The organism is Streptomyces sp. NPDC050564 (assembly GCF_044457265.1).
Classification (GTDB): Bacteria; Actinomycetota; Actinomycetes; order Streptomycetales; family Streptomycetaceae; genus Streptomyces.
The window spans coordinates 1-26,203 of the sequence record NZ_JBITGS010000040.1; the positions used below are offsets into that span (position 1 = coordinate 1).

A 26,203-nucleotide genomic window follows, 5' to 3' on the forward strand; every position below is an offset into this window, starting at 1 on the left:
CAGTCCACCACCCTGCGCGTACCGCATACCACCGACCTACCGCAGGGATCACCACACGTCACCACCCCCGACAACAACCCGAAGAGATCAGTAGGAATATTCCTCCACCAAGCGGAAATGCCGCTGAGGCTACAGCTATGCCTCTGATGCATGCGTGCACGTCGACGCCGCGTCGAGGAAGCGGCGCAGCAGAGCTGGTTGGGCTCCCGCGCCCGCGTTCGGGAGGTAGGCGAGGCGTACCCGGATCGGCGGCGCTCCGTCCAGTGGGAGGAAGCAGAGCGCCGGGTGGTGGATGCGTCGTTCGGCGACCTCGGGGACGATGCCGATACCGCGCCCGGCGACGATCGACTCAAGCCACTCGTCGAAGTTCGCGGTCTCGACGACCCGACGCGGGCCGTTTCCCTCCGGCCAGGACCAGGGGCCCGTCGTGCCGCTGGCGGTGTTGACGACCAGGGTCCAGTCGGCGGCGTCCCGCCAGTTCAGGCGGTCGGCGTCGGCTGGTTCGGCGTCGCGAGCGCAGACGGCTACACGGTTCTCTTCGTACAGGTGCACCGTCGTACAGGTGGCTCCACCGGCCGCGTGCCACGCAGCAGTGCGATGTCGACGGCCTGGCGGTTGAGGGCGTCGAGCGAGTCGTCGCAGCGGACCAGTTCGACGCGGGCGCCGGTGTCGGTCTCGAATCGGGCATGGCGCGCTGAGCCCAGGGGTCGGGCAGCAGCCAGCTGAAGCCGAGCCGCAGGGCGGACTCGTGGCGCGCGGCGGCGATGGCCGCCTCGAAGGCGGCGAGGGTGCGTTCGGTGTGCGCGAGGAACTCCGCACCGGTTTCGGTGAGTTCGACGTGGCGGGAGGAACGGTCGAGGAGGCGGACGCCGAGGGCGGTCTCCAGCTGGGCGATGGTGCGGCTGAGGGCGGGCTGGGTGATCAGCAGCTGCTCGGCGGCACGGGTGAAGGAGCGGAGACGAGCCACGGCGGCAAAGGCCCGCAGGTGCCGCAGTTCAATCCCTGCACCTGGTGTTGTCATCGTCGCCTCCTGCCATGCCTGTGGCGCATGAATGCAGCGTAATGGGCATTTCCAGGCGCCGCGCGGGCGGCCTAGAGTCGATGGGGAAGCCGCCGCACGGAGTAAGGGCTCCAAAGAAAGTGATCACGACTGAGCAACCAATGATCACCGCCCGCACCCGGGTGCCGACGGCACGGAGACTACGCCGCCCCCATGCAGGTCAGCCAACGCTCCACCCCCATGGCCCCCGGCCCGAGTAACCACTGACCGATCACCCGCGCAGTGCATCTGAGGGACAAAGACTGTCTGCGCAGCGATCCGCTCCAGCCGAACGCCGCAGGGCCGCCAAAAGCTGATGGCAACAGCCTCGCAAGGTGCGCTCAACGATGGGCAGAGGCGAGTGCCGGTGACCTTGCGAGCCGAACGACCCCAGCTCAGTGCGACCCGTTCTGTGCCGGCGTCAGGCCCACGGCCACGGCGCTCCCTTGGAGATGGCTGCCACTCGCGCCAGCGGAAATGGCAACGGCCCCATGCGCGTTTGACCCAGGCGAACAGCACATGCCCCGCAACGGGGCGGCGTCGGAGCCATCGTCAAAACCTGTGCGAGGGCGCCGTCCCCGACCGCAAGGACCGGAGCGCGCATGCCGCGCCGGGCGCAGTCGCGCAGCAGAACCGCCCATGACTCGCCCGACTCACGGTCGTCGTCCTTGAGCGCGACCAGGGCGTTCCGGTGTTGATCGTTCATGTATGACTACGGCCTGTTCAACGGTATCGTCAGGCCAACGAGGGGAAGGCCGATGGCTTCTAGGACGACGAACACCCCAAGTGTGGCGAACACATTCGCCATCGGAGGTGAATACCGAGTACACCGGCTTGGGTTCGGCGCCATGCGCCTGCCCACCGCGCCAGGCCCTGACCGGGAAGTAGGCATCACGGTGGCCCGGCACGCTGTTGAACTCGGGGTCACTTTGATCGACACCGCCCACATGTACGGATGGGGCGCCAACGAGGAACTTCTGGCCGAGGCCCTACACCCGTATCCGGACGACCTGCTCATCACCACCAAGATCGGCGTCACCAAGTCCGGGCCGGACGGGTGGGCGCACGACGCACGGCCCGAGAGCCTGCGTCAACAGGTCGAGCAGGGACTGCGCCGGCTCCGGACCGAGCGCATTGGCCTCCTGCAACTGCACCGAATCGACCCGAAGATTCCGGTCGCCGAACAGGTTGGCGCGCTCCGCGCACTCCAACAGGAGGGCAAGATCGGCCATATCGGACTGTCCGAGGTTACGGTCACACAACTGGACGAGGCCCGGCAGGCCGCTGAGATCGCGAGCGTGCAGAACCGCTACAACCTCCTCGACCGGGACCACGAGCCGGTATTGGAAGCATGTGAGGCCGCCGGTATCGCGTTCCTTCCCTGGCGCCCCGTCGCCGCGGCAGCCGACGCCAGCAAGGTGCCCGGGCTTGCGGCCGTCGCCGCCGACCTTGGCGTCACCGTCCCTCAGGTCCTGCTCTCTTGGCTGCTGGCCCGATCGCCGGTCATCCTTCCGATCCCAGGAACCGCCTCGCTCGCCCACCTGGTGGAGAATCTGGCTGCGGCGGACCTCAGGCTCACCGACTCCCAGCGGCAACTTCTTGAGAGTACGGCCAGGCCCCCGGCCCTGCCTCGCGGATCATGAGCGAAGCCAGAGGCGAATCGAGGCCATGGTGACAGTGGACCGGGTCAAGCTCCTCACCAGTTGGGCAGCGACCCGATCCCGGCACGACCGCATCGCGCGGATGCTGAAGGACGAGACCGCCAGCGGCGGTGTCGTGACGACGTCACCGCATCCCGGGCTCGTCGGCCCGGGATGGGCCCCGATCGGACCGATCGGCAACTACGACCCTGCCGTCTGGCGCATGCTCTCGGCCGAGCAGCCACTGCAGATCCCTGGGCTCGGCGTCGAACTCATACATCACGTTCACGCCGATGAGGTCGCTTCGTGACGGTCCGTCGACCGAGTCGGTGGGCCGTCTTACGTCCTGCGGCTGGTGGCGGGCAGGCCGGGCGGCCCGGCTATCGCGCCAGATGGGCGCGGGGTTCCACTGCTCCGGGTCGGGTGGTGGTCTGGTTCGACGGATCACGGAACTGGGTTCTGCCCGGTGGATACAGCTGGACTTCTCCATCGGGAAGCCACTCTGGCATCAGAGCCCGAGACTCCGCCGGCGTCGAAGCAGTGTGGTGAGCACCGGAGTTGGGTGATGGGACGGATTGATGGCTGCCTCGGCGAGGAGGGCGTCGTACATGTCGAGTGGGACCGTCGAATATTCCGTGCCGTGCCGTCGGCGGAGGTGCAGACTCGCTGCATGGCGGACATGGGGGCATTCCGGGACGCGGTCAGTGGCTGGGCGAACGGCGGTCCCGGCGGGCCGGCGAGTGAGCTGGCGGTACGGCTGCGGGTGCGGACGGCGGTGCTGCTGGAAGGGCCGAGTGACTTCGCGGCCGTTGAGGCGCTCGCGGCACGGCGTGGCCGGGACCTTGCCGCCGAGGGGGTGTGTGTCGTGTCGATGGGCGGGGCGATGAGTGTCGGCCGGTACGCCGGCCTCCTCGGGCCGCCCGGCCTTGGCCTGCGCCTGGCAGGACTGTGCGACGAGCGCGAGCAGCGCTTCTACGACCGCGGCCTGAAGCGGGCACAGGCGCCACACCAGGGCTTCTTCGTGTGCGTGTCGGACCTGGAGGACGAGCTCATCCGCGCGCTGGGCGCAGCAAGAGTCGAGGAGACCATCCGGACTGAAGGCGACCTTCGCGCCTGGCAGACCTTCCTGCACCAGCCCGCACACCACGGTCGGCCCCGGCAGCAGCAGTTGCGGCGCTTCCTCGGCACGAAGAAAGGCCGCAAGATCCGCTACGGCCGCCTCCTCGTCGAGGCCCTTGACCCCGAACAGGTACCGACCCCGCTCGACGATCTCCTCACAAGCCTGTGACCCCCGCACGGGAAAGCGGGCACAGCCCGTCCACCGACAGCACCGCGACATCCGCGATCAAGAGGAACAACAGCTCCTTCAGCTGGACCGAGACCTGCCTCACGGCTCCCCGAACTGTCAGCCCAACTCCCCTGGCCACGGCTCATCTTGGGCCTACTTCAGGTCCAGCGCGGAGACGCTCAGCCGTTCCTCAGAATTGCCGCGTCAGAACCGCAACTCGTACCGGTCGCCTGTGGCGTCATCAGGATCCTCTGGCTCGGATGGCCACCGGATACGACAGCGCCCCGTCTCCGGCATTCCAGCTGCCGGGGACAGGGCGCTCGCATGCTACTGAACTTGAACTCGTGATGTCGGTCGAACCGGGCGTCGTTCTAGGCTGGCGGGATGACGGGATGTCCGGGCTTCGGTGTGCGGTTGGCGCGGTTGTCAGATCACCGGAAGCTGGAGTTTGCGGTCATGTCGGTGGAGACGGACACCGGCGTCGGGCATCAATGGAACCGTGGTTGGCACTGAGATTGGTCTTGATGCCGGTCCGACTGCCGGCCTTCTCTGGGCTGCCCCGGGCTGGCGCCGACTGCGGCGCGACAGGTCTGAGAATGCGGTCGGGGCCCCCGCCGCGAAGCTGAGGCCCCGTATGAGCAGACAGGTGGACAGCCTCAAGTTCAGACAGGTCTGGGCAGTCGGACCTCCGTGCTCTCTCAGCCGGCGTGAAGGATCCGAAAGCGATCGGGTGCCGCCGGATCTCGATCAACGACTTGGATGGGCGCCCAAGCCCATTGCCAAACGCTGATGCCTGGCGTGCGGGAGAACTGGATCTGCCCGCGGGTGCCTTCTACTGCAACGCGCGGCCAGGATTCGGCAGAGCGCGCTCGGTCCACGCCGTGAGAACGCAGCGCATCGGCTAGGACGGCGACCGTGTCGTAGCCCTCGAAGGCGACGAAGGAGGGCGCTTCGGCCAGCCGCTCGCGGAGGGCCGTCTCGACTCGTGCACCAAGTCGGCTGAGGCGCTCGGGCAGGTAGCGCAAGAACGGGATCGCAGCGCTGTCGTCGCCCAGCAACGTCGCCCATTGGGCGAACTCCGGTTGCCCGGCCGGAGCACCAATCATGATCTCGGCGAGGCGCTGGTCGCGGCGGACCGACTTGACGATCGACACTGCCGGCTCCGGGTGGCCGACGAGAAGAAGGAGCGCTGTCGCGCGATTGTCGACGAGTTCGTCGCACACGGCCGTGAGGGCGAGCGAGCGCAGGTCGAGTTCGATGACAGTGCCGCCGCGCGGAGCGAGGTAGTCCCGCAGAATGCGGACCCCAGATGCCCAGTAGACACTCGACTCGGCTGCTACGGCGATGCGACTGTAGCCCGCGCTGAGGAGGAAGTCTGCGTAGATCCGCCAGCCGTGGGACTGCGCCGGGGCGAGGCGCGCGACCCATTCCGTTGGCTGTTCGGTGAGCGCGTCGAGAACCGCGGACGAGCAGAGAAACGGCAGGCCGAGGGCGTCGGCCCTGGCGGGCAGCAACGCGAGCGACGACGCTGTGATACTCCCCCGCCAAGGCAGCCACGCCCAGGCGAGCCAATTCATCTACGGCCGCCGCGGCCCTCTGCGGATCAGCCGCGGTGTCTCGGACCACCAGCTCGAGTGGTCTTCCGACGATCCCGCCGGCGTCATTGACTTCACGAACGGCCAGCTCAAGTCCAGCGAGCAAGTGTTGGCCTGCCTCGACCCAGCCAGGCCGAGTCAGCGGAACGAGAGCGCCGATCCGGACGGATGATCCGTCAGTCCGCTCCGACCCAAGTGGCGATGGTGGCGTATTCATGCGTTGGCGTCTCCCGGGTGACGATTCTGCTGCAGCTTTCCCGGATCGCAGAGGGGCAAGGCCCGGTAGTACGCGTTCATCTCATCTCGCCGTGGCGGGCGCACCTGGGTGACCATGCCGGACATTGCATCCACCACCATCGCCGACAGGCAACCGATTATTTGTTCGCTGAGCTGCCAGGCTCCAGGAAAGCTTCGTTTGTTCCGACGAACTCCTCATGGCTCAACCGCATCAAAGCCCTTCACCGCGCTGCGCTACTTCGCCGCCGACGGCACGGACCACAGCAGCCACAAAGAGCAAGGCAGCATGATCCGCCGCTACATCATCTGGCGAAAACCGCCACGACACCCGCCTACGTCAGCTCGTCGCGCGGGCCAACGTGGCCTGACCAGCGACTACCCGAGCGACCGGTCCTCAGCGCGCGGTCTTGGTCTTGATGAGCGGCGCGTCCCGCGTGAACTCCCGGAACCCGACGCTGTAGTACAGCCCGCGCGCCTCGGGATGCCCCGGCGCACCCAGGCAGGCGACCGTCATATGAGTGGCCCCGGCCGCCCGCGCCAGATGCATCCCGTGCAGAAGCATCGCCCTTCCCAGCCCCCTACGCCGGTAGCCCGGATGCGTCCCGACCGGCTCGAACTCAGCGGTCTTGTTCGCTTCGTCGAGCCACATGATCGTCGAGGATGCCATCGTCCCGTCCGGCGCCTCCACCAGGATGTGCAGGTCGCCGCGATACGCCGCCGTCTGCCGGACGCCCTGGTAGCCCTCGGCCGTGTACGTCGAGGGAGCCCAGGCGTCCAGATGGGCCTGGACCGCGGCCTCCGGCCCGGCCTCGTCGGCGGTGCGGAACCTGAATCCGTCCGGCAGTACCGGCTGCTCCACGTCCGTGAGGTCCCGATCGTTGAGCTGGGTCCAGGACCCCGCGTCGCCAAGTGATGCCGGGTCGGTCTCATAGCCGTGCGCCGCCCATCGCTGCAGGGCGAACTCATCGGCGGCGCTCGGCATCACCGTACGCTCGATGTCCGCCGCCGCACCGTCGTACCAGGCGATCACCTCGTCCACCAGCCCGGCATGGTCGGGATGGACCTGATACGCCAGATACGCGCCGGAAACGTCCTTCACCGACCCGTCGCTCCGCCTCACCTGGTGCGGAAGACAGGCCCAGCTCCACGCCACCAGATCCCCGCCGGAGAACCACAACCGACGCGGCCAGCTCGCGCCGTCGCGGGCGTGCCCCTTGCCCCAGATCCAGGCCAGCTCGCCGAACGACGCATCGCTGTTCACCAGGTCCGGGCGGGTGGCGGTGACACGCTGCGCCAGACCCTGCATGAGCTGCACGTCCGCGGCGGTCACAAGCTCGAAGTTCGCCATGGTGCGCCACTGTGTCAGGACCCCGCAAAGCCGTCGAACCGTTTTCCGGGGCAGCCAACAGCACAACGTGCGAAACGCATCGTCGCGGCGGCGGAGCCGGTGGCAAGCCGGGCAGCCACGTCCCTCGATTACGCCGGCCGACTATGGACATCGGCCGACGCACGTCACGACCTACACGGCGAACGACGCCTGCTACGGCGCTCGCTGACGCAGGGTCAAGTTCGCCCGCCAGTACGCCACGACCAGCAAGACCCAGCCTCCAAAGGCAGGCCCCACGGCCGACCCTTGCGCACCGGATCCGCACCTTCCCGTCGAAGCACAGTGATCAGCTCGGCGAACTGACGCGGGCTCACCCGGCGAACGGGCCTCTCCAGGACAGCTCCGCTGCCGTGATCACACCAGCCACTGCAAGATCGTCTCATCTGCCGGTGATGCAGTTGGTGAGCCAGTCTGCATGTTCTGCACGATTGATGCCGGCATCGCCATCCACGACATAGGCCAGCGCCTCCGCGAAGCTCGACCCCAGGGGCCAGAGCCAGTTCGGCCCCACAGCGACCACGCGCCCGCTGGTCGCAATGTACGACCTGAACTGGACCGACCACATACCCAGAGGGCTGTAGTTCTCCGCGTAGCGATGCCTCAGCGTGGACGCTTCCGCGGCGGTGTCGATGCAGGCGTCAACGGGGTCTATATGCAGTGACGAGGCAGGGACGCGTTTGGTGGAGCTCTCGATCGTCAGCTCGCCGAACTGGGTCCAGATCTCGACCGCCATGTCATTGAGCTCGAACCCAGCGGCTGTCAGTTGCTGTGTCCAGTGCGCAGTGCCGATCTCGCGACCTGCTGTCCACCCGGCAACGCCAAGCGCGTCCAGCACCGACGGGGCACAACCCGTCAACGACTTACTGATGTGTTCTATGCGCCCTCCCCTTGGCCGTATCTGTTGCCCGAAGTCCGGCGCATATCCGGACCGGCGAACAGGACTACTGGTCGCGGAAGGCACGGAGATCGTTTGCGGGACAAGCTTTACGACGCGTTGCTGAACGGCATATAGGTAGCCTTCGATCGAGTGCCTACTCTCGTGCATGCGCATGCACTCGCCGACAAGGGCTACGGCTACGCTCACTTGCGGCGATGGTTTGCCAAGCGGCGTATCCGGCACCGCATCGCCCGTCAGGGAGTCGGGTCCTCGCAGCGGCTTGGGCGTCATCGCTGGAGCATCGAGCGCACGATGGCGTGGCTCGCCGGCTGCCGCCGCCTCCACCGCCGCTACGAGCGCAAGGCGGAGCACTTCCTCAGCGACCGGGTACGACATTTCAGGGGCGGCCGAACTCCGTGGCCCGGCCTTCTTCGGCGACTCCATTACCGGCTGATGAGCCACGCCCAACTGAGTGCGGAATGACATAACCCGTGCCCAAGATCCCGGATCAAGCCTCCCACCGGCTCACCCGCCCTGCGAGTCGGGTCGCAGCAGTGCGCGGGCTGCCCCTTCCGCTCGCTCCACCCGGGACATCAGGCGATCCCGCCTCTTTGGCCACCAGGTCAGCTCGAGCGCAAACAAGGCGACCACCAGCCAGGACACCAGGGCCTCTCGGGCTGTTCCGGCCACCGTGTCATACACGGCCAAAGCCACCACCACCGCGCCTACGAGCGCCACCGCCCACCACCGGAGCCGGTCCTGCTCCCGGGCTCTCCGCAGCGCGTCGGCGTATTGGACGACCGCCGGCGCCAGCCGGGCGTCCATGATGGCCTCCCCTCGTCGGGAGACCCGTACGACCAGCGCCCGATCTGCGGGCTCCAGGTCTGCGCCGCTCGGCCACACCTTGCTCATCCGGCGAGCCACCCGGACGCCGTACAAGGGACTGAGCACCACGACGACGACAGCGGCGCCCGCCCATGAGCCGGACTCGACGGCGACGAAGGCGCCGAAGAAGATGCCGACGGACAGACCGACTGCGAGCGCCCTGCGCACCGGGCCCCCTTGCCACACCCAGCCCGGAACCAGAACCACACGCTCATGCTGGCCAATACCGGTGCCGCAAGCAATCACCGCACCAGCGAGTCGGTGAGGTCGTTCCTCGCCCGGGCCGGTCTCGAAGTCGCCGAGCCCGGCGGCCCGCAGCGGCCGGGCTCGGAGGTCTCCGAGCGCGGTACGTACAACTCCCGGTCCGCCGCTGCGTGGCCACGGCGTCAGGCACAGAGGAGGTAGACGGAAACCTGAGCGTCGTCGATCCGGCCTGCCGTGCCGGTGTACTGGCGCTGGACCCCGACTGTCCGCGTGCCAGTTCAAAATTCGTGAACATCACCCGACCGTGGATCGAGGTGCCTCCCAAACCCGTGAGCAACCGCTGTCGCGACCCGTGAACGAAGCCATCGCGTACGTCGTCGCGCACCAGATCGGCGTCCTGCTTGGCCCGGCCGAGCAGGCGCTGCATCAGGAGTTGCCTGCCCCGCCCACTCGCCGCTGGACCAGCAGTTCTTGCGCGGCAGGTCCGGCATCAGCCCAAGCACGAAGTCCCGCATCCGACGACGCAGGTTCCACCAGTGTGAAGGGGCTCGCGAGCCGGCCCATCAGCCCCTCAAGCGCCTCCTGCCCGCGGGCAGGATCTACGCTGTGGCCAGCCACCACCGCATGATTCTCACTCCTCACACGCCAATGATCACCGATGGCTGCACCTACGCCGAGCCAGGCTTTGGTGCCTCGGCTGGGACGATCTGGCCTATAGCTGGGGCAACGTCGGCCCGGTCGGCGGCGTCCGCGTCGCGCCGGTGGCGAAATAGCGACCGATCACCCCGCCGAGATCTGGAGTTGAAGCCGCTGATGGACATGTCTTCCCGAGAGATCCGCATGCCCCTCGACGAGGTCGTGGCGGTCCTGCAGGACCTGAACGAGTTCGTGGTTTCTCTCGATCGCATCGGATCCCGTCAGGCGTACGGAGACGCCGACGAGTGCACCGTCGGCCGATTCGTCGCAGCTTGGGATGTCGCCCGGAGACCGTCCCATGCCCGACGCGTCATCAGCGTCGCGCTCGATGAACAACTGAGCCCGGAAGAGAACGCCGAAATCGATTCCCTGTGTGACCGGGGCCGATTCTTCGGCACGGACGGCTCCAGCGACATCCCTGCGAACCAACCCACCTGAGACAACGAGCCGGCGAGGCTGCCCCGACTCGTTGCGGATCGAGGCTCGACTTACCTGCTACGACCAGCAAGATCACGATCTGCAGCTGGCGTACTGGGGCCCATGTTCCTGGAACTGGCCACGACCGAGCAGCTCTGACCTCGGCCCACAGGACGCAACGGGTCAAGATTCAAGCTACTGGCGACGTAGGGCATTGGAACCGTCCGAATGCCTGCGGTCCGGAGCCGAGGTGTATCTCCGGACCGGCATCAGCCGCCGTGTGTGGGCACCGATCAGACTTGTTCGAAGTGGAACGCCTTGATGAAGCAGTCGCGGGGCTGGGCGACTGCGAAGAGGATGCACTCCACAAGCGAGTGCGCGGTGAGGGTGTCCTTGGAACCGCGTGGAGTGGTTTCCCACTCCTCGGAGAGCGGGTCCGCGTTGTCGAAGTCGGGTGGGTAGAGCGATATCACCCGGACTCCTTGGCGGCGCAGGCGCTTGGAGAGGATCTCGGTGAACCCTGCTTGGGCACTCTTGGCTGCGTAGAAGGCGTCGTGGGCGTCCGAACGATGATGGCCCGCCGTCCCACAGGTGGAGACCATCGTCACAACGTCCGGCTTCTCCGAGTTGAGCAGGAGAGGCAGGAAATTCTTCACGGTCAGGACCGTGCCGGTGGCACCGGAGCTGATGGTGTCGATGACATCGGTGTCCGTTGCGGACAGCAGGTCCGGCCCTTCGAGCCAGCGGGAGCCGTTGTTGACGAGCAGGTCGACACGGTCCGTGTGTCGCGCGACACCGGAGGCGAAGTCGCGGATTGAGGCGGGGTCCGTCAGGTCGCACGCGAAGGCGTGCACCCTGTGATGGCCACGTTCGCGAATCTCATCGCGGACACGTTCGGCAGCATCGAGACTGCGAGCGGAGAGGAAGACCTCGGCGTCGAGGTCCGCGAGCCGGATGGCCAGGGATCGCCCGAAGTCGCGGCCGGCGGCTGTGATGACGACGCGGTGGTTGTCGAATCTCATGGTGTCGCTCCGGGTTCGTGGATCGGTTGTTGCAGTGCGGTGCGGCGGCCGGCGTCGCCGGCACAGGCGGCCCAGTCCTCGGTGGCAAGGCGTTGCCCGGTGACAGCGACGTCGGTGTGGAGGCCCAGGGTACGGGCGACAATCGCGACGGAGGTCTCGGTGGCGAGCTGGAAGAGTGCGGTGCGCGGGCCTGGTTGGGGCGGATTCGGAACTGCTTCAGCCGGTGGGTCAGTTGTGTGGTGCTGATCGGGCGGCCGGGCTGACCGCCGGGGAAGAGCCAGGGCGATGGGGTCAGGGCTCCGATGGTCGCGTGGCTCTTGCGGTTCGCGGCGACCGTGCGGGCCAGTACCAACGACGGGCTCGGGCAGCTGGATGAGGGTGCCCCCGGCCTCGGTGGCGAGGTACTCCACGCGGTGAACGCGGCATGGCCGCCGTAGTCCTGAGCACCCCTGAAGAGCTGAGGACACCTCAGCAGGAGGAGCCGCAGGGCCATCAGCCGGTCGTCCGCGGCATCGGCCTCCCTCGAGTACCCACGGCTCCAGGCGCGTGTGCTCGAGCGGAACGCGCGTCCGGTCCGCACCGGCCGTGCGTGGGGACGGGCGCCCCGTGCGGGGAAGGGCCCGCTCATGATCCGGACAGCATGCGCGGCGGGTCCTCCCCGAGTCCCTCCACGCTCTACCCCGCTCAAGTTCTTGTGGTCGGCTGCGGGTCGGTGCTCCTCGAAGCCGTCGGCCGACAGGGCCCCTCCATCCGTCACATTCTGCCGTCGGGGTCCGTCAGTGAAGTGACGAAGCAACACGACCCCGCCCGGGGTGACCGACGAGCGACTCGATCTCCCAGGCCGATCGGCGCCCCGGCGCGGAGGTCGCCAGACCGAGGAAATGGACAGGACAATACGATGCTGACAAACATCATGTATGTGACGCTGTATGTCACCGATCAAGACCGCGCGTTGAGGTTCTATACGGAACAGCTCGGCCTGGAGGAGCGCGTCGACTATCCGGGTCCTGAAGGACGCTTCCTCACCGTAGGCGTCCCTGGCAGTTCACTCGAGATCATCCTTTGGTCGCACGCTGCCGCCTCAGGGCAGCCGGCCGAGGCGCAGCCGGACACCGCGCCCGGTCCGGTGTTCCTCGAATCAGACGACCTGAGGAACGACTTCAAGGTGCTTCGCGACCGCGGTGTGACATTCGTCCAGCCCGAACCCGAGGACTACGCGTTCGGGGTCCGCATCGAGGCCGTGGATCCGGACGGCAACCGGATCTCGCTGCGCCAGCGCGGCCGGGCAAGCCGTGGCGACGGCTGACCGTCCGTGGGCCCCGCGTGGTCGGCGCCGCACGGCGCCGGCCACACCACCATCCGGGCCCAGTTTGCGGGGCGGGCGTGTGAGCTCGCCTGGCGCGACACCTGAACCTCGAACCAAACACTTCTGCCGGGACAAGACGCTCTTTGCATAGGTGTTCTTGAACCCTGGCCGCTGTTGATCAGGTATGCGTTAGCGTCAGCGCCGGCTGTGTTGTTGACGCGGCGGTGGTGGTTCCGGGAGGGAACGGATGGCACAGACGGCGTTTGACAAGTCCGAGCGGCGGACGTGGGCAGGACAGGCCGATGCCTATGCTGCGAGCTTCGCCAAACTCTGCGCGTATCCCGTACCCGCGCTGCTCCGTGCTGCCGAGGTTCGAGAGGGAGCCCGAGTCCTCGATGTGGGGACGGGCACCGGCACTGCCGCTGCAGCTGCATGTGAGCGGGGAGCGAAAGTCACAGCGGTGGACGCCGAGCCAGGAATGGTCGCCCGCGCCGCGCAGGCGGCCCCAGAAGCCGACGTGCGGCTTGCCGCTCTGCCCCGCCTTCCGTTCGCCGACGACGCGTTCGATGCTGTGGTCGGCAACTTCGTTCTCAACCATGTCGGACGGCCTCGGGAAACCCTGAAGGAGCTTCGCCGGGTGACGCGTCCTGGTGGCCGGATAGCGGTCACCATCTGGCAAGTCCCCCCGGCCGCTGGGCAAGCGTTGCTCGGTAGGGCTGTCCAGAGGGCGGGGGTCGCCCGTCCCGCACACCTGCCGGCTCTTGCTCCCGAAGATGACTTTCCGCGCACTGAGCAGGGCTTTGTCGCATTGCTGGGCGAGGCCGGACTGCTGAATGGTGTCTGCGACCCACTGGTCTGGGGACATCGGACGACTCGCGAAGAGTGGTGGAGCGGAGCGGCCGCCGGAGTGGCGACGATCGGGCAGATCGTGACGAGTCAGCCTCCGGGGGTTATCGCGGAGATCAAAGAGCACTTCGATTCACTGTGTGCGGAGTTCGCCGACCCCGACGGCGTGCTGGTGTTGCCTCACGCGGCACTGATCGCACATGGCCAGGTATGACGTTGCCTGCCCGACATCGGCGGGGCTTCACACGCGGCGTACTTGGCCGCGGTCACTTGGACGTGCCCAGCTTGTCCAGTTTGCCAAGTTGGGCTCTGACGAGGGCGTCCGGTACGACCGCCGGTCCCCTCCCCCATGGCCGGCTCGGGTTGTTGAAGGTGTAGAACATGGCGACCGTCGTCCCTTGTCGAACGGCCACCACCGCACAAGGGACCTTGATGGGCTCCTCGTCCTCGGTGTCCGCTGCAAGCTGTGTGAGCCGGAGCGATACGGATTCGTCGCCGTAGCCGGGATCGGGTTGGAGTTCGACCGCTTCGTAGCCGAAGTCCACCTGAATGTCCTTGAAGGACTTGCACCCCTTGGCGGCAGCGCGGATCGCGTCGATCACCCGCGCGGCGTCTTCGGCGCTGTATGACGACAGACTCATGGTGGCTCCGGGGCCCTGCTTCTTCGGGAAGATCATCCGTGCGAGGCGCGCGGTGGCGGCATAGCCACTGCTTGTTCCCAGCGACTGAACGACGGGGGCGCATGCGGCGGGATCCGCGGTCCTGCGGGACGCTTTGGGATTCGCCAGTGCCCGTTCGACTTTGTAGCCGTCGAGGTCCGCGTCCGTGATGGCCGCCCGTTCCAGGTCCGCCTTGCTCAGCGCCTTGTCATCAACGGACGTGCCGGTCCGGTGCGATGCGGCACTTGGCGTGGAGGCCTGCCCTGATCCGCAAGCGGCGAGGGCCGGAAGGGTCATGAGCATGGTGATAGCGATCCAGGCTCGTGATTGGCGCACCACTGTCTTTCCCACCCGTTTTGTTGTGGAGCACGTGCGAAGTGTCGCGCCGGCCCAGATGCTTTGCCCGAGCCGTCCACCCCGGCTCCAAGCCCTGGCCAGCAGGGTAGATCGTCCGCCGGCAGTTCGGAGGGATTTTCGACCGGAGAGACATTCTCCGGCCTGCCCAACACCAGTTCTCCTCGTTGCCCGGCTCCACGCCTTCATCCGTTCGACCGTCCAGGCGCCTGCGCGGGGCCGCCCGGTTGGCACCCCTCAGCGGCGAAGTCCGGGAGAAGGAAGTGGAGTTCGTGGCCGCAGTCCGGGCCGGCAGGCGCCATCTTCTTGACTCCGCCGTCCGAGACGCCACGCCGCTGCACGATCCGACCGACGACCCGAGCACCGCTCGCTGTCAGTTGCGCGGCCGCCGCATCCATGAGCTCGATGGCGTCCTTCTCCTTCGCGGAGAAGTCGCCAACGATCACGATATCGGCCCCCGCGACCCCCGCGGTCGAAGCCCGGCGCTGGGCCGACTCCGGTCCCCAACGGCGAGCTGGGCCGCCGGTCTCGCCTTCGGAGCTGATGCATGCCCGAGGGGCTAGCTGCCCGGCGACCTGCAGCGATACGCGTCATCTCACGCCGAGGTCAAAGGACAAGGTGAGTGGATGTCATTGCCGGTGCCGGGCGAGAGTTCCCCTGCCTGGTGGTGATAACCGGGTCGCCGCTGCACCGGTTCGCTGATACATAGATGTGATGGCAGGTGACGACTCCAACGGGCTTCAAACAGGGCAGTCGGGACTCATCGTGAAGGTGCCTGAGGCGGAAACTGCTGTGCGGTCATGGCGTAACCGGCTGGATCCCTCAGCCCAGGCGGGTGTTCCGGCCCACGTCACGGTGCTTTTCCCGTTCCTTGAGGAGCACCGCATCGACACAGGCGTGCGTACTGCCCTCGGTGAGGTGCTCGGACGGCACCGGCCCTTTGAGGTCCGATTCGAGCACTGCAGGCGGTTCCCCGGAGTGCTGTATCTCGCTCCCGACCCGGACACGCCGTTTCGGTGGCTCACCGAGGCGATCGCGGATCGGTGGCCAGAGACCCCGCCGTTCGGTGGGCAGTTCGATGACGTCATTCCGCATCTGACCATCGCCCAGGGACAGGACGATGCCGTTCTGGAGGAGGTGGAGGCCGACCTTCTCGGCCGTCTTCCCGTGACGGCTCAGGTGTCCTCGGTCGATCTCATGGTGCATAACGGCACCGGGTGGCAGCAGCGGGTGTCGTTCCCGCTCGGGTAATTTCGCTGCGGTGACCGATCATCCGTTGCCCTGCTGATTCTTGGTGTGGGCGAGGCGGTAGAAGTCGGTTCCGGTCGCGATGATGTTGCCGCCGAACACGGAGCGGACCCGGAAGCCGACCATCGCGGCTGCGGTGTGCGGCGGTCGCCGTCCCAGGGCGGAGCCTCGCGGCACACGGTCGTGGTCTTCGAGCGTGGCAGACGCGCTCACCACGTCTGCGCAGTGGTGGCGAGTCGATCAAGTACCGTGCGGCAGGAGAGGGGGGAGAATCCCTGTGCAGACCACCCTTGCCGTGCTGTTCGCCCTGATGGCGGCCGTCAGCAACGCCCTGGCCACCGTTCTGCAGCGGTACGCGGCCCGCACGGTGCCCCTGTCGGTGGGCCTCGGGCCGGCTCTCATCGGGGAGCTGCTGCGCAAGCCGGTGTGGCTCGCAGGGTTCGGGGCGGTGATCGCGGCGGCCCTCTGCCAAGCGCTGGCCTTGCTGAACGGCGAGCTCTCTCTCGTCCAGCCGCTGTTCATCCTGGAACTGCCCTTCGCGCTGTTCATCGGCGGGATGGTGCTGCGCCGGCGGCTGCCGCGGCGCGGCTGGCTCGCGGTGGGCTGCATGGTGGTGGGGCTGGGCATGGGGCTGTGGGCGGCCTCGCCCAGCCCCGGGGTGGACAGGCCGCGTACGGAGGTGTGGGCGATGGCGCTGCCCAGTTGCGTCGTGGCCGTGCTGCTCCTGCTCGCGGTCGCCGTGCGGCGCCCGGCGGGACGACTGCGCGCCGCCTGTTTCGGTCTGGGGGCGGCTATCTGCTACGCGCTGACTGCGGGGCTGCTGAAGGATGCCACGCAGGTGTGGAATACGGACGGCGTGGCCGCCTTCTTCACTTCCTGGCAGACGTACGGCTTCGCGCTCGTCGGGGTGGCCGCTGTCTTCCTCCTGGAGAATGCGCTGCAATCGGGGCCCCTGGTGGCCTCTCAGCCGGCGCTGACTTTGGGGGACGCGACGGTGAGCCTCACCCTCGGTGTCACCGTCTTCGAGGAGCAGCTACGGGGCGGTTGGTTCGTGCTTCCCATGCTGCTGGGGGCGCTTCTCGTCGTGTGCGGCGCATTCATTCTCGTCCGCGTCCCGCTGATCCACACTCTGGTGGCACCAGACGCTCCCCGCTGATCAACTGAGTACCAGGGCTTGCAGATAGTTCGGACAAAGAAGGTCCTCCCCCGCTGCAAGACCGCCATCACTTCACCCACGCACCGGTACAGCACTTCCAGGGCACCGTGTCAGCCCCAGAGGACGTGAACGGCCTGCGGCTTGCGAAACACCAGGCCCCGTGTTTCGGGCGTCGGGTGGTCCGGGTCGAGCCGGAGTCCCGGCAGGCGCTCCAGCAGCTGCCGAAGGGCAACGCGTGTCTCCAGGCGCGCCAGATGCGCGCCCACGCAGTAGTGCGGCCCCTGGGCGAAGGCCAGCTGCAGGCGCGCGTTGTCCCGCCGTATGTCGAATGCGTCCGGGTCCTTGAAGACCTCCGGGTCCCGGTTGGCGCCGGCCAGCGACACGCTGACCAGGTCCCCGGCACGTACGGTCACGGGGCCGAGCGTGGTGTCCCGGGTGGCATACCGGTCGACCACTGTCGCGCCAGGCTCCAGGCGCAGGGACTCCTCGATGGCGCCGTCGAGCGGCTCCGGACCGCCGTCGCGGACCGCGGACAGCTGCGCAGGGTCGTTGAGCAGGAGGACAAGGAGGTTGGCGATCATCGCCTCCGTCGTCTCAAGGCCTCCGAACAGCAGTACGGCTGCGTTGGACGCCACTTCGGACAGACTCAGCGCCCCCGCCGCCGAGGCAAGCAGCGACGTGCTGTCCGGGCCGCCGATGGTGTGCTCCACTGCCGCCTTCAACTGTTCGTACGCGGCGGCCCCGTCCGGGCCGGGCGCCTGGCCCGCCGTGATGCGGGTGACCGCGTTCACGATGGCGTCGTACCAGCTCAGTACTGTGCCGGTGGTGGTTCCGGCGAGGCCGAGCGCCTCCGCCATGACGGCGACGGCGAGCGGCCCGGCGAAGTCCCTTCGCAGTTCCGCCGCCCGTTGCGGGATCAGGGCGTCGATCAGGCGGTCCGCCTCCTGTTCGGTGAACGCCGTGAACCGGCCCAGCACCTCCCGAGGCCGGAAGGGGTCGGTGAACGGCGCCCGGTGCCGGGCGTGTTCGGCGCCGTCGAGCGACAGCATGCTCGGGCCGACCACTTGCGCGGTGGAAAACCGGGGGTCGTCCACGGTGAATGTTTCTGCGTCCCGCATCACCTGCGTGGCCAGGTCGCGCCGGGTGACCAGCCAGCCGCCCAGCTCGGGCAGCCACGAGACCGGTTCGCGGGCGCGCAGCAGGGCCAGCCGCGGGTGCGGGTCACGGCTCAGCTCGGCGAGCGTCGTCGTCGCACCCAGCGGAAAGGCGGTGACACGGTGCGTCATCCCAGCCTCCATCCTCAGATCGGAACGTAGGCGGCAGCCGGTCCTTGGCCTCCTCCGCCGAGTTGACCTTGCCTTACCCACCCAGCACCTCGGCTGCACCAGCCCGGTCGTCAAGAGGGCGCTCGATCTGGGCATCGGCGCGGTCGACAGCGGCGGCCGCCTCCACCGAGGGGGCCGGTCGGCAGGACGTCACTGGAAAGCAACGTAGTGAACCGCCATGCGTAGGCGACCAAGCCGGTCGGATCGAAGAGCGATCGGGACGTGCGGCCGGGCATATGCTTCCCGCAGGCGCCGTACGCCCTCTGCGCCGGTGGCAGAGTCAGTCGACCGGCGTGGAAGCACTCGCCCTCTCATGGTCTGCCTCGCTCGGTGGATCTGCGCATCCAAGACGTGAACACGCCCCTTTCACGCGGTTCCCGGCCCCCGTCCGTGGGTGTTTGGCTTACCTGGCGGTGCGCACAGCTGAGCCGCGCGCACCGTCACCGCCTCCACCAGACCGGCATCCCCGAGGAGTACGAGCCCGGCCTGAACGTGCGGTTCATGGGCATCGACACCACCGCGATCATGAACTACCTGGTCACCGCCTACTACTCGATGGCCATACTCGTGCCCGACGCCGCGGGAATCCTGGAGAACGTACAGGTCGGGTGGGTGCCGGAATGAGCGCACCGTCGACATCCGGTTCGCCCGGGACGTCCTACGGACGGCGGCTGCCCGGGCCGCCGAGCCTCGCCCGTACGGCGCGAGCCCGGCGAAGCGGTTCCATACCCGGGCTGCGGTACCGGCCCGCCGTCCCGCCGACCCCGCGAAGGTCGCGGAGGTCGAGCGCAGGCTGGAGTCCTGGGCCCGTCGGCTCGATCTGTTCCCGCCCGCGTGGACGGAGGACTTCTCGGGGTCCCAGTTCGGGCGGGCCGTCGTGCTCGCACATCCGGGCGCCGCCGACCTCGAACGCCTCACCGCCGCCGGCAAGTTGCTGGTCGCCGAGCACCTCGTCGACAACTGCTATCGCGAGGTGGACGAAGGCAGGGGCGGATCGCCTCGCGGGCTGGGCGGGCGGCTGCTCATGGCTCAGTCGGCTCTCGATCCGTACCACGGCACCCCCGAGCTGGTGGGCGAGTGGCAACACGGTGTACGGGCCGACGGGCCGCTGCGCTCCTACCACTTCGCGCTGCGGGAGTACGCCGTACTCGCCACGCCCAGCCAGACCGACCGCCTCCTGCACGACCTGGCCCGGCTGCACCTGGGCTATCTCGGCGAGGCCGGCTGGGCCGACATCCGGTACATGCCACGGGTGTGGGAGTACCTGGTGATGCGGCAGTTCAACAACTTCCGTCCCTGTCTGGCGATCGTGGACGCCGTGGACGGCTACGAGTTGCCCGAGGACGTCTACGTACGGCCCGAGATCCAACGAATCACCGCCCTCGCCTGCAACGCCGCCACCATCGTCAACGACCTGTACTCCTTCACCAAGGAACTGGCCGGCGATCCGAACCATCTCAACCTGCCCCAGGTCGTCGCCGCCAACGAACGGTGCGGGCTGAAGGCCGCCTTTCTGAAGGCCGTCGAGATCCACAACCGGATCATGGAGGCGTTCGAGGAGGAGTCGGCGGCCCTCTCCGCCACCTCACCCCTGATCGCGCGCCACGCCCAGGGCCTGGCCGCCTGGGTGGCCGGCAACCACGAGTGGCACGCCACCAACACCCGCGGCTACCACCTGCTCGACTACTGGTGATCACCGGGCACCCATCGCCGACCGCACCACGAGGATTCACCGTTGACCATCACCGACGCCGGCACCACGACAGCACCGGTGCCGACCCAGTCCACGTACCAGAACCGCGTCGCGGAGTACTGGAACGCCGAGGAGAACCCGGTCAACCTCGAACTCGGAAAGATCGACGACCTGTACCACCACCACTACGGCGTCGGAGACGTCGACTGGTCCGTACTCGACGCGGACGACGGCACCGGCCTGGACGACGTCGAAGCCGGACTCGCCCGCCGCCGGGAGAGGGTCACTGCCGAACTGCACCGCCTGGAGCAGGCCCAGGCCGATCTGCTCGCCCGCTGGCTCGGCGCCCTCTCCCCCACCGATCGCGTCTTCGACGCGGGCTGCGGACGAGGCGGTGGCGCTGTCGTGGCCCACCTGCGGTACGGCTGCCACGCAGACGGCGTCACCATCTCCCGCAAACAGGCCGACTTCGCAGGCGAGCAGGCCCGCAGGGGCGGCATCGACGACAAGGTGCACTACCACGAGCGCGACATGCTCGACACCGGCTCTCCCTCCGGCTCGTACGCGGCTTCCTGGAACAATGAGTCCACCATGTACGTGGAGTTGGACCTGTTGTTCGCCGAGCACGCCCGGCTGCTGCGCCGCGGCGGGCGCTATGTGACGATCACCGGTTGCTACAACGACGCCTACGGGCGGGCTTCCCGTGAGGTGTCCCTCATCAACGCCCACTACATCTGCGACATCCACCCGCGGTCGGAGTACTTCCGCGCCATGGCCCGCAACCGCCTCGTCCCCGTCCATGTACAGGACCTGACCGCCGACACCGTCCCCTACTGGGAGTTGCGCAAGCAGGCCGACCATCTGGTCACGGGAATCGAGGACACGTTCTTGGCCGCTTGCGAGAACGACAGCTTCCAGTACCTATTGATCGCGGCCGACCGCGTCTGACTCCACTGCGCGCCCGGTACGGCGGGGCTGCTGCTCATCGACGACTGCTCCCGAGCGGCCGGGCTCCCGGTCCGACCGCGAACGCGGCGAGCAGCATCAGCAGCTCGTCACGCTTGCCCGGGGCGTGCCGCACGGCGTGTGCGAGGAAGGGGACGGCGGGTGCCGAAGCCGGGTAGACCGTGCCCTGGTGGTGGATGTTGCCGTAGAGCTCGTGGATCGCCTCGCCTGCCGTCTCCTCATCGTCCTGATAGAGCGCCCTGATCAGCTCAGGCACGTCCTCGGCCGAGCCGTAGGCGTGGGTCAGGGCGTGCCACTGGACGTCGTCCAGTTCGGCCGGAGACTTCATGGTCCGCGCTCCTCGTCTGATCAGCTGCGCCGACCATACCGATCACTGCTGACAATGCTGCAGCGAATGGAATCCATGCGGTTCTCATGCGGGTCCCCTGGGCCGGAACCCAGCTCGGTTCAGCCGAGCAGGTCGTAGGCTGCCAGAACGGTGAGGGAGACGGGGCTGGACCCCAGCCGCCCTCATCGCTGCGACCAACTGGAGGTCGACGGCCTCTACTTGATGCGCTGCCTGCCAGGGACTCGCCGAGCGGTGTCAGCACAGTGTGGCTACGGCCGTGCGGTAGAGCAGCTCCTCGGCCCGGTCCCACGGCCAGTCGTTCTCGACCACCAGCGTGCGCCAGCCGGTGGGGCCGAACCAGAACCACAGGAGGTCTGCCGTTTCGTCCACCGGGTAAAGGGGCCGCGGAGTCAGGGTGTGCAAGTGGCGCGCGGCTGCGTGGAGCGCATCTCGGTATGCGGCAGTGGCGCGCTCCCACAGTGCCTCCCCGTTTTCGTGGACGGGCAGTGCCTTGCGGATCGCCTCGTGCACCGTGAACTGCCCCTCGTTGCCCATGCGCGTGCCGCGAGCCAGTGCCTTGAGGACCGTCTCGGGTGTGTGAAGGGTGAGCAGGTGCTGCATGGCCTGTTCGTAGCCGGAGTCGACCACGCCCTGGTCGACGATCTGATCCAGGATGTCGCTCTTGCTTCCGACGCTCGCGAAGACGGTTTTCGGCGCGACACCCGCTGCCGCGGCGATGTTCGCGACGGTCACCCGCCCGTAGCCACGGTCGGCGAACAGTTCGGCGGCCCGCTGCAGGATCAGCGCGCGCGTCCGCGCAGCAGCCTGCTCACGCAACGGGGAGACGTAGGGGCGCTTGGGCGGCATCTCGCCATCCTAGCCAGCGTGATACCACCATTGCCCTATTCATTAGACGCCCTATAACCTCAATTGCGTTCGGCCGACACGACCGGCGCAGGCTTCGGGCTGCTACCCGCGCGCTGCGGGCACCCATCAGGCCGATCCGATGCCACAGCACAGACCGCACAGCAGGCGAAAGGCATGGACACCATGGGAATGGACCCCACGGACCTGGCTCACGGACTCTTCCGGATCCTCGAGACCGGGGATCCGGCGCTGGCCGCCGACGTGGTGGGTGAGGACTTCCACAACCGCGAAGCGGCCGTCGCACCTCCGGCATGCGCGACCGCAGGACCGGCCGGGGTTCTCGCCTCCGGTGCCTGGATGCGGTCGGCCTTCAGTGACCTGCGCTTTCCCGTCCTGGGCATCGCCCAGAACGAGGACCAGGTCTGGGTACGACTGCGCATGCAAGGCCGCCACACCGGCCCGTTCGTACGCTTCCGCGACGGTGCCCTCGACCAGGCCATACCGCCCACCGGGCGCGAGATCGACTTCGAACAGATCCATGTGCTCGCCCTCCGTGACGGCAAGGTCATCGCGCACGAGGCCGTGCGCGACGACATCACCATGCTCGGCCAACTCGGCGTCTTTCCGCCGTCCCCCGCCATCGCCCTGCGCATGCTCGCCTGGCGAGTGACCGCACGCGCCGTCCGCGCGGCCGACCATGTCACGGCACTGGCGGCCGAGGCAGCCGCCCTGCCGCACAACAAGATGGAGGAGAGCCACTGAGCCTCGCCTGGTTCGCGCCATCGCCCTTGGCGTTGCGGGACAGCTTCCGCTGAGCCTTCGCATGGCGCACACGGCCAGGATGGAGTCAGGGGATGCGCAGGCCGGCGACGGCCTGCTCCTGTGCCTCGATCACGGACTTCTCGTTGGCCTGAGAACCGACGGTCACGACCTGAATGATGTGGTCGTCATTGAGGACGGAGCGAGTCGTGGCGACCTTGTGGTCCCCCTTCGTGGAGGAGAGACGCACATCGAGGGCGGGGTGGCCATCGACCGTATTGCGCTTCTGACTGGTGACGGAGGCGCCGCCCCACTCGTCGGCCATTCCTTGACGGGTGCCCTCAGCAGCATCCTGGAGCTGAGCCGGCCCGGCTCCGTGTACATCCATGACGAGGAAGTACATAAACCCGTCAGAGGTCGGCACGGCGTAAACGCGCGCGGGGTAATCGCCGGCTTCCTCTTTGGGGACCTCGCGCATCTTGGGCTTTCCGGGCAGTTTGAATGTGATACCGCTGGTGGCATCCGTGGTCTCCACCCACTTCACCCCGGAGGTGGGAGTGCCGTGCTGATGGTGACCGCTGAGCCCGGCTACCGTCGCCGTTTCGGTGCCGAAGTGCTGCGTCGCCGGGGCGGCGAGAGCACTGGTGGGCAACAGCACTCCTGCAGCCAGGGCGGTCGGGGTGGCAAGCATCAGAAGGCGCTGCGCGAGGGAACGGTGAGTCACTGAAATCACTTCCTTTGAGAAAAGCATGAATTTAATGTCGCCGGCCCTGTCATTCGGGACGTTGCGGCATGGGGGCCATGTTCGCCATTGGGCCAGGCCCTTTTCTGGACAATGCGGGCAGGCCACCTGCTCTGCGTACCCACGCCTCAATTAAGCCCGGCAGATCGAATCGCGTCATGCCCCTTCATCGCGTAACACGAGAACTCGGGACTTGACAGACAGCTGTAGTCGCTGCGCCGAGGACGCCGCAGGCTGCCGCTGATCTTCCCGGAGTCACGAGGCACTGACACGACACCGCCGAAGTGGCGGGCCGGTCGCCGCGGACGACGTGGCGAAATTGCGCAGCCAGGTCTCCAGCCGTTTACTGCGGATCGGGCGAAGAGCAGCGGGGGTCTGGCGGGCAGGCCAGTGTTTGGTCAGATCCAACGCCCGTTCCAGGCCGGGAAGATACCGGTGAGCTGGGCGCGGAGGCCGTTGACCGTGCGGGTGCGGTCGGCGACCAGGTCCATACGCCGTCGCCGACCTGTGAGGATCTTGAGATCGGTGACGGCCTCGTCGATCGCGACGCGGTGGTGATGGGTGTTGCCTGCGTCGAGGCCGGCCCGGATCGCGGCCATGTGATGCCTCCGCCGCCGAGCTCGACCACCGCAACTCACCACCGGGGCCGGGCTGGGACCGGGTGTGCTGTGAACGGCCGCGGGCCCGGCCGTAATTCGCTTGACCTGGCCTCGGGTCGAAGCTGACCGACGACGCCGTCTTCACGGCTCTGGCCCGGTTCGTGCTCGGACACGACCTGGTCTCTCAGGTCGTGTTCAGGCACGTCCCGCCCGGGCACCCGCTGCGCTGGCAGCTTGCGGACTTCCGCGCCGGCCAGGTGAGCGAAGACACCGACTGGCTCTGGGTGCGGCTGCTGGACGTCCCGCGTGCGCTGACCGCGCGCGGCTGGTTCACGGACGGCGAGCTCGTCCTCGACGTCGACGACCGGTTTCTCGGCGAGCACGGCCGCTACCTGCTGACCGTCCGGGACAACAAGGCCGACTGCGTCCCGACGGACCGGGAGCCCGATCTGTCCCTGGACGTGAGCGACCTGGGCTCGGTCTACCTCGGCGGCACCGCCCCGAGCACGCTCGTGCGTGCCGGACACATACGGGCCCACCGCCCGGGCGCGGCCACCCTCGCCGACGCCCTCTTCCGCGCCGAGCGCTCCCCGCACTGCCTGCACTGGTTCTGACCGCGCGCTCGCCGACCCTGCGCAAGTCACCCAGTGGCAGAGCTGACTGAGTCTTGCAGACGGCATCCCCACCGCCGTCAGATCCGCTGAATCCTCAGAAATGGCCTCGTGCGTGTACGCGTTCGTCGTGAAGACGAGCACCCGTAGATGAGCTTGGGCATGAAGCAGGACCACCACCGACTGGTGGTCGCGTGCCATACCACCGTGCTATGCGACGGCTCTCCCACCACGGTTGCGGAGGGGACGGTGTCCGCGGGCCTCACCTATGGCCCATGGGGACGATCGTCCGACTGAAGCCCTATGGAGCTTTTGGCCGCGAGGCGACCGAGGCGGTGCCGCAGGAGCAGTGTCACGCCGCTCCCGATGCGCGGACTGGGAGGTTTTACCTCCCAGAAGGGAGTACGCCGGTCGTGGCATCGATACTGGTCACAGGCGCACGATGGGCAAGTGGAAACCAGACGAACGGCGGTCCGGCGTCGGCCGTGCGCGCCGCCGGCAGGTTGCTGGACGTCCCCGACGAGGACGCCGCCACCGCGGTGGTCGACGAAGTCGGGCAGCACGCCGGTCCCATCGAGGTGCTGGTCAGCAGCGCCGGTCACGGCGTGGAAGGCACTGTTGAGGAGTCCAGCATGGACGACCTGCGTGGCCCATCCGATGTCAACGTCGTCGGCAGTGACGCGGTCGTCAACGCCGCCCCGTTCCCACCGATAACTGACCCCAGCCCCGGCCTGTTCTGGCATGCCGCGACCACGTCTGGATTGTCTCGTGAACGACCCCCGTACCCCCACGCCCGTCGACTTCTGGTTCGACCCTGTGTGCCCGTGGACCTGGCTGACCTCCCGCTGGCTGCTGAAGGTCGAAAAGGCCCGGCCCCTCAGCATCACCTGGCACGTGATGAGCCTGGCCATCCTCAACGAAGGACGCCTGGACGAGTTGCCTGAGCACAACCGCGTCCTGATGGGCCAGGCCTGGGCGCCGGTCCGCGTCCTGACGGCCGCCGGCCAAATCCATGGAGCCGCCGTACTGGAACCCCTCTACACCGCGCTCGGCACCCGTTTCCACCTGCGGCAGCAGCCCAAGACCCGCACGACTGTCGAAGCCGCCCTGCGCGACGCCGGGCTACCCGCCGGCCTCGCCGACGCCGGCGACACCGACGCCTACGACCAGGAGCTACGAGCCTCACACCAGGAAGGCATCACTCTCGTCGGATCCGAGGTGGGCAGCCCGATCATCGCCGTTCCCGGTCCCGATACCGACAAGGTGGCCTTCTTCGGCCCGGTCGTCACCCCTGCCCCCAGGGGCGAAGAGGCCGGGCGCCTGTGGGACGGCACTCTCACCGTCGCTTCCACACCTGGCTTCTACGAGATCAAGCGCACCCGCACCACCGGTCCTGTCTTCGACGAGCCGACAGACCCATGACGAGGCTCCGTTCCGCGTCCCGCGGGGCACGTTCC

Annotated in this window: 24 protein-coding genes and 11 pseudogenes; 16 read left to right on the forward strand and 19 right to left on the reverse strand. The window is 67.7% G+C overall.

Annotated features, from left to right (window positions below):
• Positions 1-135: 135 nt before the first annotated feature.
• From ACIBK0_RS41845 to ACIBK0_RS41855, 3 genes and pseudogenes are all read right to left on the reverse strand, one after another.
• Entirely contained in the window at positions 136-552 is a 417-nt protein-coding gene (locus tag ACIBK0_RS41845; RefSeq protein WP_399092391.1) for a substrate-binding domain-containing protein, read from the reverse strand.
• Between the two features lie 325 nt (positions 553-877).
• A pseudogene (locus tag ACIBK0_RS41850) lies at positions 878-1,021 on the reverse strand (LysR family transcriptional regulator); the annotation flags it as partial.
• 583 nt (positions 1,022-1,604) lie between these two features.
• Positions 1,605-1,730: pseudogene (locus ACIBK0_RS41855) on the reverse strand (IS256 family transposase); the annotation flags it as partial.
• Positions 1,731-1,797: 67 nt separating this feature from the next.
• On the opposite strand from ACIBK0_RS41855, the gene ACIBK0_RS41860 reads away from it, so the two are divergent.
• The 3 genes from ACIBK0_RS41860 to ACIBK0_RS41870 all read left to right on the forward strand — a co-directional run bounded on the left by ACIBK0_RS41860 (position 1,798) and on the right by ACIBK0_RS41870 (position 3,967).
• A complete protein-coding gene (locus ACIBK0_RS41860) occupies positions 1,798-2,682 on the forward strand; it encodes an aldo/keto reductase (RefSeq protein WP_399092583.1) in 885 nt (294 codons plus the stop codon).
• Positions 2,683-2,707: 25 nt separating this feature from the next.
• On the forward strand, positions 2,708-2,989 hold the full coding sequence (locus tag ACIBK0_RS41865; protein WP_399092394.1) for a hypothetical protein: 282 nt from the start codon (positions 2,708-2,710) through the stop codon (positions 2,987-2,989).
• Between the two features lie 360 nt (positions 2,990-3,349).
• Positions 3,350-3,967, forward strand: a complete 618-nt coding sequence (locus ACIBK0_RS41870) for a TOPRIM nucleotidyl transferase/hydrolase domain-containing protein (protein WP_399092586.1) — start codon at positions 3,350-3,352, stop codon at positions 3,965-3,967.
• A gap of 698 nt (positions 3,968-4,665) precedes the next feature.
• Here ACIBK0_RS41870 and ACIBK0_RS41875 read toward each other — a convergent pair.
• Positions 4,666-5,904, reverse strand: a pseudogene (locus ACIBK0_RS41875) (ABC transporter substrate-binding protein).
• Between the two features lie 69 nt (positions 5,905-5,973).
• Here ACIBK0_RS41875 and ACIBK0_RS41880 point away from each other — a divergent pair.
• Positions 5,974-6,167, forward strand: a pseudogene (locus ACIBK0_RS41880) (transposase); the annotation flags it as partial.
• A gap of 26 nt (positions 6,168-6,193) precedes the next feature.
• Here the strand turns inward: ACIBK0_RS41880 and ACIBK0_RS41885 are convergent.
• From ACIBK0_RS41885 to ACIBK0_RS41895, 3 genes and pseudogenes are all read right to left on the reverse strand, one after another.
• Positions 6,194-7,147 carry a GNAT family N-acetyltransferase gene (locus ACIBK0_RS41885; protein WP_399092397.1) on the reverse strand — a complete coding sequence of 318 codons (954 nt, stop codon included), beginning with the start codon at positions 7,145-7,147 and terminating at the stop codon, positions 6,194-6,196.
• A gap of 195 nt (positions 7,148-7,342) precedes the next feature.
• Positions 7,343-7,553, reverse strand: a pseudogene (locus ACIBK0_RS41890) (IS5/IS1182 family transposase); the annotation flags it as partial.
• Positions 7,554-7,565: 12 nt separating this feature from the next.
• Positions 7,566-8,354 carry an SUKH-3 domain-containing protein gene (locus ACIBK0_RS41895; RefSeq protein WP_399092400.1) on the reverse strand — a complete coding sequence of 263 codons (789 nt, stop codon included), beginning with the start codon at positions 8,352-8,354 and terminating at the stop codon, positions 7,566-7,568.
• On the opposite strand from ACIBK0_RS41895, the pseudogene ACIBK0_RS41900 reads away from it, so the two are divergent.
• Positions 8,247-8,546, forward strand: a pseudogene (locus tag ACIBK0_RS41900) (hypothetical protein); the annotation flags it as partial. The gene ACIBK0_RS41895 and the pseudogene ACIBK0_RS41900 sit on opposite strands and share 108 nt — an antisense overlap.
• Before the next feature lie 42 nt (positions 8,547-8,588).
• On the opposite strand, the gene ACIBK0_RS41905 reads toward ACIBK0_RS41900, so the two are convergent.
• The 3 genes and pseudogenes from ACIBK0_RS41905 to ACIBK0_RS41915 form a co-directional block, all read right to left on the reverse strand.
• Positions 8,589-9,155, reverse strand: coding sequence for a hypothetical protein (locus tag ACIBK0_RS41905; RefSeq protein ID WP_399092403.1), 567 nt, complete (start codon positions 9,153-9,155; stop codon positions 8,589-8,591).
• 72 nt (positions 9,156-9,227) lie between these two features.
• Positions 9,228-9,427: pseudogene (locus ACIBK0_RS41910) on the reverse strand (transposase); the annotation flags it as partial.
• An 85-nt stretch (positions 9,428-9,512) separates the two neighbouring features.
• Positions 9,513-9,716 (reverse strand): annotated as a pseudogene (locus ACIBK0_RS41915) (IS701 family transposase); the annotation flags it as partial.
• Positions 9,717-9,992: 276 nt separating this feature from the next.
• Between ACIBK0_RS41915 and ACIBK0_RS41920 the strand changes: the two are divergent.
• Positions 9,993-10,286: a hypothetical protein gene (locus tag ACIBK0_RS41920; RefSeq protein ID WP_399092406.1), complete on the forward strand. Its 294-nt coding sequence runs from the start codon at positions 9,993-9,995 to the stop codon at positions 10,284-10,286.
• Between the two features lie 272 nt (positions 10,287-10,558).
• Here ACIBK0_RS41920 and ACIBK0_RS41925 read toward each other — a convergent pair whose 3' ends face one another.
• Positions 10,559-11,287, reverse strand: a complete 729-nt coding sequence (locus tag ACIBK0_RS41925) for an SDR family oxidoreductase (protein WP_399092409.1) — start codon at positions 11,285-11,287, stop codon at positions 10,559-10,561.
• A gap of 898 nt (positions 11,288-12,185) precedes the next feature.
• Here ACIBK0_RS41925 and ACIBK0_RS41930 point away from each other — a divergent pair.
• Together ACIBK0_RS41930 and ACIBK0_RS41935 are read left to right on the forward strand one after the other, a co-directional pair.
• Positions 12,186-12,593 (forward strand): VOC family protein, encoded by a 408-nt coding sequence (locus ACIBK0_RS41930; RefSeq protein WP_399092412.1) that lies wholly within the window; start codon positions 12,186-12,188, stop codon positions 12,591-12,593.
• Between the two features lie 247 nt (positions 12,594-12,840).
• Positions 12,841-13,653 (forward strand): class I SAM-dependent methyltransferase, encoded by an 813-nt coding sequence (locus tag ACIBK0_RS41935; protein ID WP_399092415.1) that lies wholly within the window; start codon positions 12,841-12,843, stop codon positions 13,651-13,653.
• A 52-nt stretch (positions 13,654-13,705) separates the two neighbouring features.
• Here ACIBK0_RS41935 and ACIBK0_RS41940 read toward each other — a convergent pair whose 3' ends face one another.
• Positions 13,706-14,395 carry a hypothetical protein gene (locus ACIBK0_RS41940; RefSeq protein WP_399092417.1) on the reverse strand — a complete coding sequence of 230 codons (690 nt, stop codon included), beginning with the start codon at positions 14,393-14,395 and terminating at the stop codon, positions 13,706-13,708.
• Positions 14,396-14,637: 242 nt separating this feature from the next.
• A complete protein-coding gene (locus ACIBK0_RS41945) occupies positions 14,638-14,898 on the reverse strand; it encodes a hypothetical protein (protein WP_399092420.1) in 261 nt (86 codons plus the stop codon).
• 268 nt (positions 14,899-15,166) lie between these two features.
• Here ACIBK0_RS41945 and ACIBK0_RS41950 point away from each other — a divergent pair, with 268 nt between their 5' ends.
• On the forward strand, positions 15,167-15,703 hold the full coding sequence (locus ACIBK0_RS41950; protein WP_399092423.1) for a 2'-5' RNA ligase family protein: 537 nt from the start codon (positions 15,167-15,169) through the stop codon (positions 15,701-15,703).
• Between the two features lie 18 nt (positions 15,704-15,721).
• Here the strand turns inward: ACIBK0_RS41950 and ACIBK0_RS41955 are convergent, their stop codons facing one another.
• Positions 15,722-15,913 carry a hypothetical protein gene (locus tag ACIBK0_RS41955; RefSeq protein ID WP_399092426.1) on the reverse strand — a complete coding sequence of 64 codons (192 nt, stop codon included), beginning with the start codon at positions 15,911-15,913 and terminating at the stop codon, positions 15,722-15,724.
• Positions 15,914-15,977: 64 nt separating this feature from the next.
• Between ACIBK0_RS41955 and ACIBK0_RS41960 the strand changes: the two genes are divergently transcribed.
• Entirely contained in the window at positions 15,978-16,856 is an 879-nt protein-coding gene (locus ACIBK0_RS41960) for a DMT family transporter (RefSeq protein ID WP_399092429.1), read from the forward strand.
• A gap of 110 nt (positions 16,857-16,966) precedes the next feature.
• Here ACIBK0_RS41960 and ACIBK0_RS41965 read toward each other — a convergent pair whose 3' ends face one another.
• Positions 16,967-18,142, reverse strand: a complete 1,176-nt coding sequence (locus ACIBK0_RS41965; RefSeq protein WP_399092431.1) for a cytochrome P450 — start codon at positions 18,140-18,142, stop codon at positions 16,967-16,969.
• A 486-nt stretch (positions 18,143-18,628) separates the two neighbouring features.
• Between ACIBK0_RS41965 and ACIBK0_RS41970 the strand changes: the two are divergent.
• The 3 genes and pseudogenes from ACIBK0_RS41970 to ACIBK0_RS41980 all read left to right on the forward strand — a co-directional run.
• Positions 18,629-18,805 (forward strand): annotated as a pseudogene (locus ACIBK0_RS41970) (Crp/Fnr family transcriptional regulator); the annotation flags it as partial.
• Positions 18,802-19,874: pseudogene (locus tag ACIBK0_RS41975) on the forward strand (family 2 encapsulin nanocompartment cargo protein terpene cyclase). The pseudogenes ACIBK0_RS41970 and ACIBK0_RS41975, both read left to right, overlap by 4 nt.
• 42 nt (positions 19,875-19,916) lie before the next feature.
• Complete coding sequence (locus ACIBK0_RS41980; RefSeq protein ID WP_399092434.1) at positions 19,917-20,822, forward strand: geranyl diphosphate 2-C-methyltransferase; 906 nt, start codon at positions 19,917-19,919, stop codon at positions 20,820-20,822.
• 34 nt (positions 20,823-20,856) lie between these two features.
• Here ACIBK0_RS41980 and ACIBK0_RS41985 read toward each other — a convergent pair whose 3' ends face one another.
• Positions 20,857-21,168, reverse strand: a complete 312-nt coding sequence (locus ACIBK0_RS41985; protein ID WP_399092436.1) for a hypothetical protein — start codon at positions 21,166-21,168, stop codon at positions 20,857-20,859.
• A 255-nt stretch (positions 21,169-21,423) separates the two neighbouring features.
• Positions 21,424-22,035 (reverse strand): TetR/AcrR family transcriptional regulator, encoded by a 612-nt coding sequence (locus tag ACIBK0_RS41990; RefSeq protein WP_399092439.1) that lies wholly within the window; start codon positions 22,033-22,035, stop codon positions 21,424-21,426.
• A 174-nt stretch (positions 22,036-22,209) separates the two neighbouring features.
• Between ACIBK0_RS41990 and ACIBK0_RS41995 the strand changes: the two genes are divergently transcribed.
• Complete coding sequence (locus tag ACIBK0_RS41995; protein WP_399092442.1) at positions 22,210-22,797, forward strand: ester cyclase; 588 nt, start codon at positions 22,210-22,212, stop codon at positions 22,795-22,797.
• 85 nt (positions 22,798-22,882) lie between these two features.
• On the opposite strand, the gene ACIBK0_RS42000 is transcribed toward ACIBK0_RS41995, so the two are convergent.
• Both ACIBK0_RS42000 and ACIBK0_RS42005 read right to left on the reverse strand, forming a co-directional pair.
• Positions 22,883-23,518 carry a hypothetical protein gene (locus ACIBK0_RS42000; protein WP_399092445.1) on the reverse strand — a complete coding sequence of 212 codons (636 nt, stop codon included), beginning with the start codon at positions 23,516-23,518 and terminating at the stop codon, positions 22,883-22,885.
• Positions 23,519-23,934: 416 nt separating this feature from the next.
• Positions 23,935-24,135, reverse strand: a complete 201-nt coding sequence (locus ACIBK0_RS42005; protein ID WP_399092448.1) for a hypothetical protein — start codon at positions 24,133-24,135, stop codon at positions 23,935-23,937.
• 125 nt (positions 24,136-24,260) lie between these two features.
• Here ACIBK0_RS42005 and ACIBK0_RS42010 point away from each other — a divergent pair.
• Positions 24,261-24,749, forward strand: a pseudogene (locus ACIBK0_RS42010) (sterol carrier protein domain-containing protein); the annotation flags it as partial.
• A gap of 738 nt (positions 24,750-25,487) precedes the next feature.
• On the forward strand, positions 25,488-26,168 hold the full coding sequence (locus tag ACIBK0_RS42015) for a DsbA family protein (RefSeq protein WP_399092451.1): 681 nt from the start codon (positions 25,488-25,490) through the stop codon (positions 26,166-26,168).
• Positions 26,169-26,203 lie beyond the last annotated feature (35 nt).

What these genes read in the sequence shown, in the direction of transcription:
- ACIBK0_RS41985 (WP_399092436.1), bottom strand. Translation starts at nt 21,168, where the DNA reads ATGAAGTCTCCGGCCGAACTGGACGACGTCCAGTGGCACGCCCTGACC.
- ACIBK0_RS41885 (WP_399092397.1), bottom strand. Translation starts at nt 7,147, where the DNA reads ATGGCGAACTTCGAGCTTGTGACCGCCGCGGACGTGCAGCTCATGCAG.
- ACIBK0_RS41870 (WP_399092586.1), top strand. Translation starts at nt 3,350, where the DNA reads ATGGCGGACATGGGGGCATTCCGGGACGCGGTCAGTGGCTGGGCGAAC.
- ACIBK0_RS42005 (WP_399092448.1), bottom strand. Translation starts at nt 24,135, where the DNA reads ATGGCCGCGATCCGGGCCGGCCTCGACGCAGGCAACACCCATCACCAC.
- ACIBK0_RS41865 (WP_399092394.1), top strand. Translation starts at nt 2,708, where the DNA reads ATGGTGACAGTGGACCGGGTCAAGCTCCTCACCAGTTGGGCAGCGACC.
- ACIBK0_RS42015 (WP_399092451.1), top strand. Translation starts at nt 25,488, where the DNA reads ATGCCGCGACCACGTCTGGATTGTCTCGTGAACGACCCCCGTACCCCC.
- ACIBK0_RS41990 (WP_399092439.1), bottom strand. Translation starts at nt 22,035, where the DNA reads ATGCCGCCCAAGCGCCCCTACGTCTCCCCGTTGCGTGAGCAGGCTGCT.
- ACIBK0_RS41950 (WP_399092423.1), top strand. Translation starts at nt 15,167, where the DNA reads ATGGCAGGTGACGACTCCAACGGGCTTCAAACAGGGCAGTCGGGACTC.
- ACIBK0_RS41995 (WP_399092442.1), top strand. Translation starts at nt 22,210, where the DNA reads ATGGACACCATGGGAATGGACCCCACGGACCTGGCTCACGGACTCTTC.
- ACIBK0_RS41940 (WP_399092417.1), bottom strand. Translation starts at nt 14,395, where the DNA reads ATGACCCTTCCGGCCCTCGCCGCTTGCGGATCAGGGCAGGCCTCCACG.
- ACIBK0_RS41920 (WP_399092406.1), top strand. Translation starts at nt 9,993, where the DNA reads ATGCCCCTCGACGAGGTCGTGGCGGTCCTGCAGGACCTGAACGAGTTC.
- ACIBK0_RS41860 (WP_399092583.1), top strand. Translation starts at nt 1,798, where the DNA reads ATGGCTTCTAGGACGACGAACACCCCAAGTGTGGCGAACACATTCGCC.
- ACIBK0_RS41935 (WP_399092415.1), top strand. Translation starts at nt 12,841, where the DNA reads ATGGCACAGACGGCGTTTGACAAGTCCGAGCGGCGGACGTGGGCAGGA.
- ACIBK0_RS41930 (WP_399092412.1), top strand. Translation starts at nt 12,186, where the DNA reads ATGCTGACAAACATCATGTATGTGACGCTGTATGTCACCGATCAAGAC.
- ACIBK0_RS41925 (WP_399092409.1), bottom strand. Translation starts at nt 11,287, where the DNA reads ATGAGATTCGACAACCACCGCGTCGTCATCACAGCCGCCGGCCGCGAC.
- ACIBK0_RS41895 (WP_399092400.1), bottom strand. Translation starts at nt 8,354, where the DNA reads ATGACGCCCAAGCCGCTGCGAGGACCCGACTCCCTGACGGGCGATGCG.
- ACIBK0_RS41965 (WP_399092431.1), bottom strand. Translation starts at nt 18,142, where the DNA reads ATGACGCACCGTGTCACCGCCTTTCCGCTGGGTGCGACGACGACGCTC.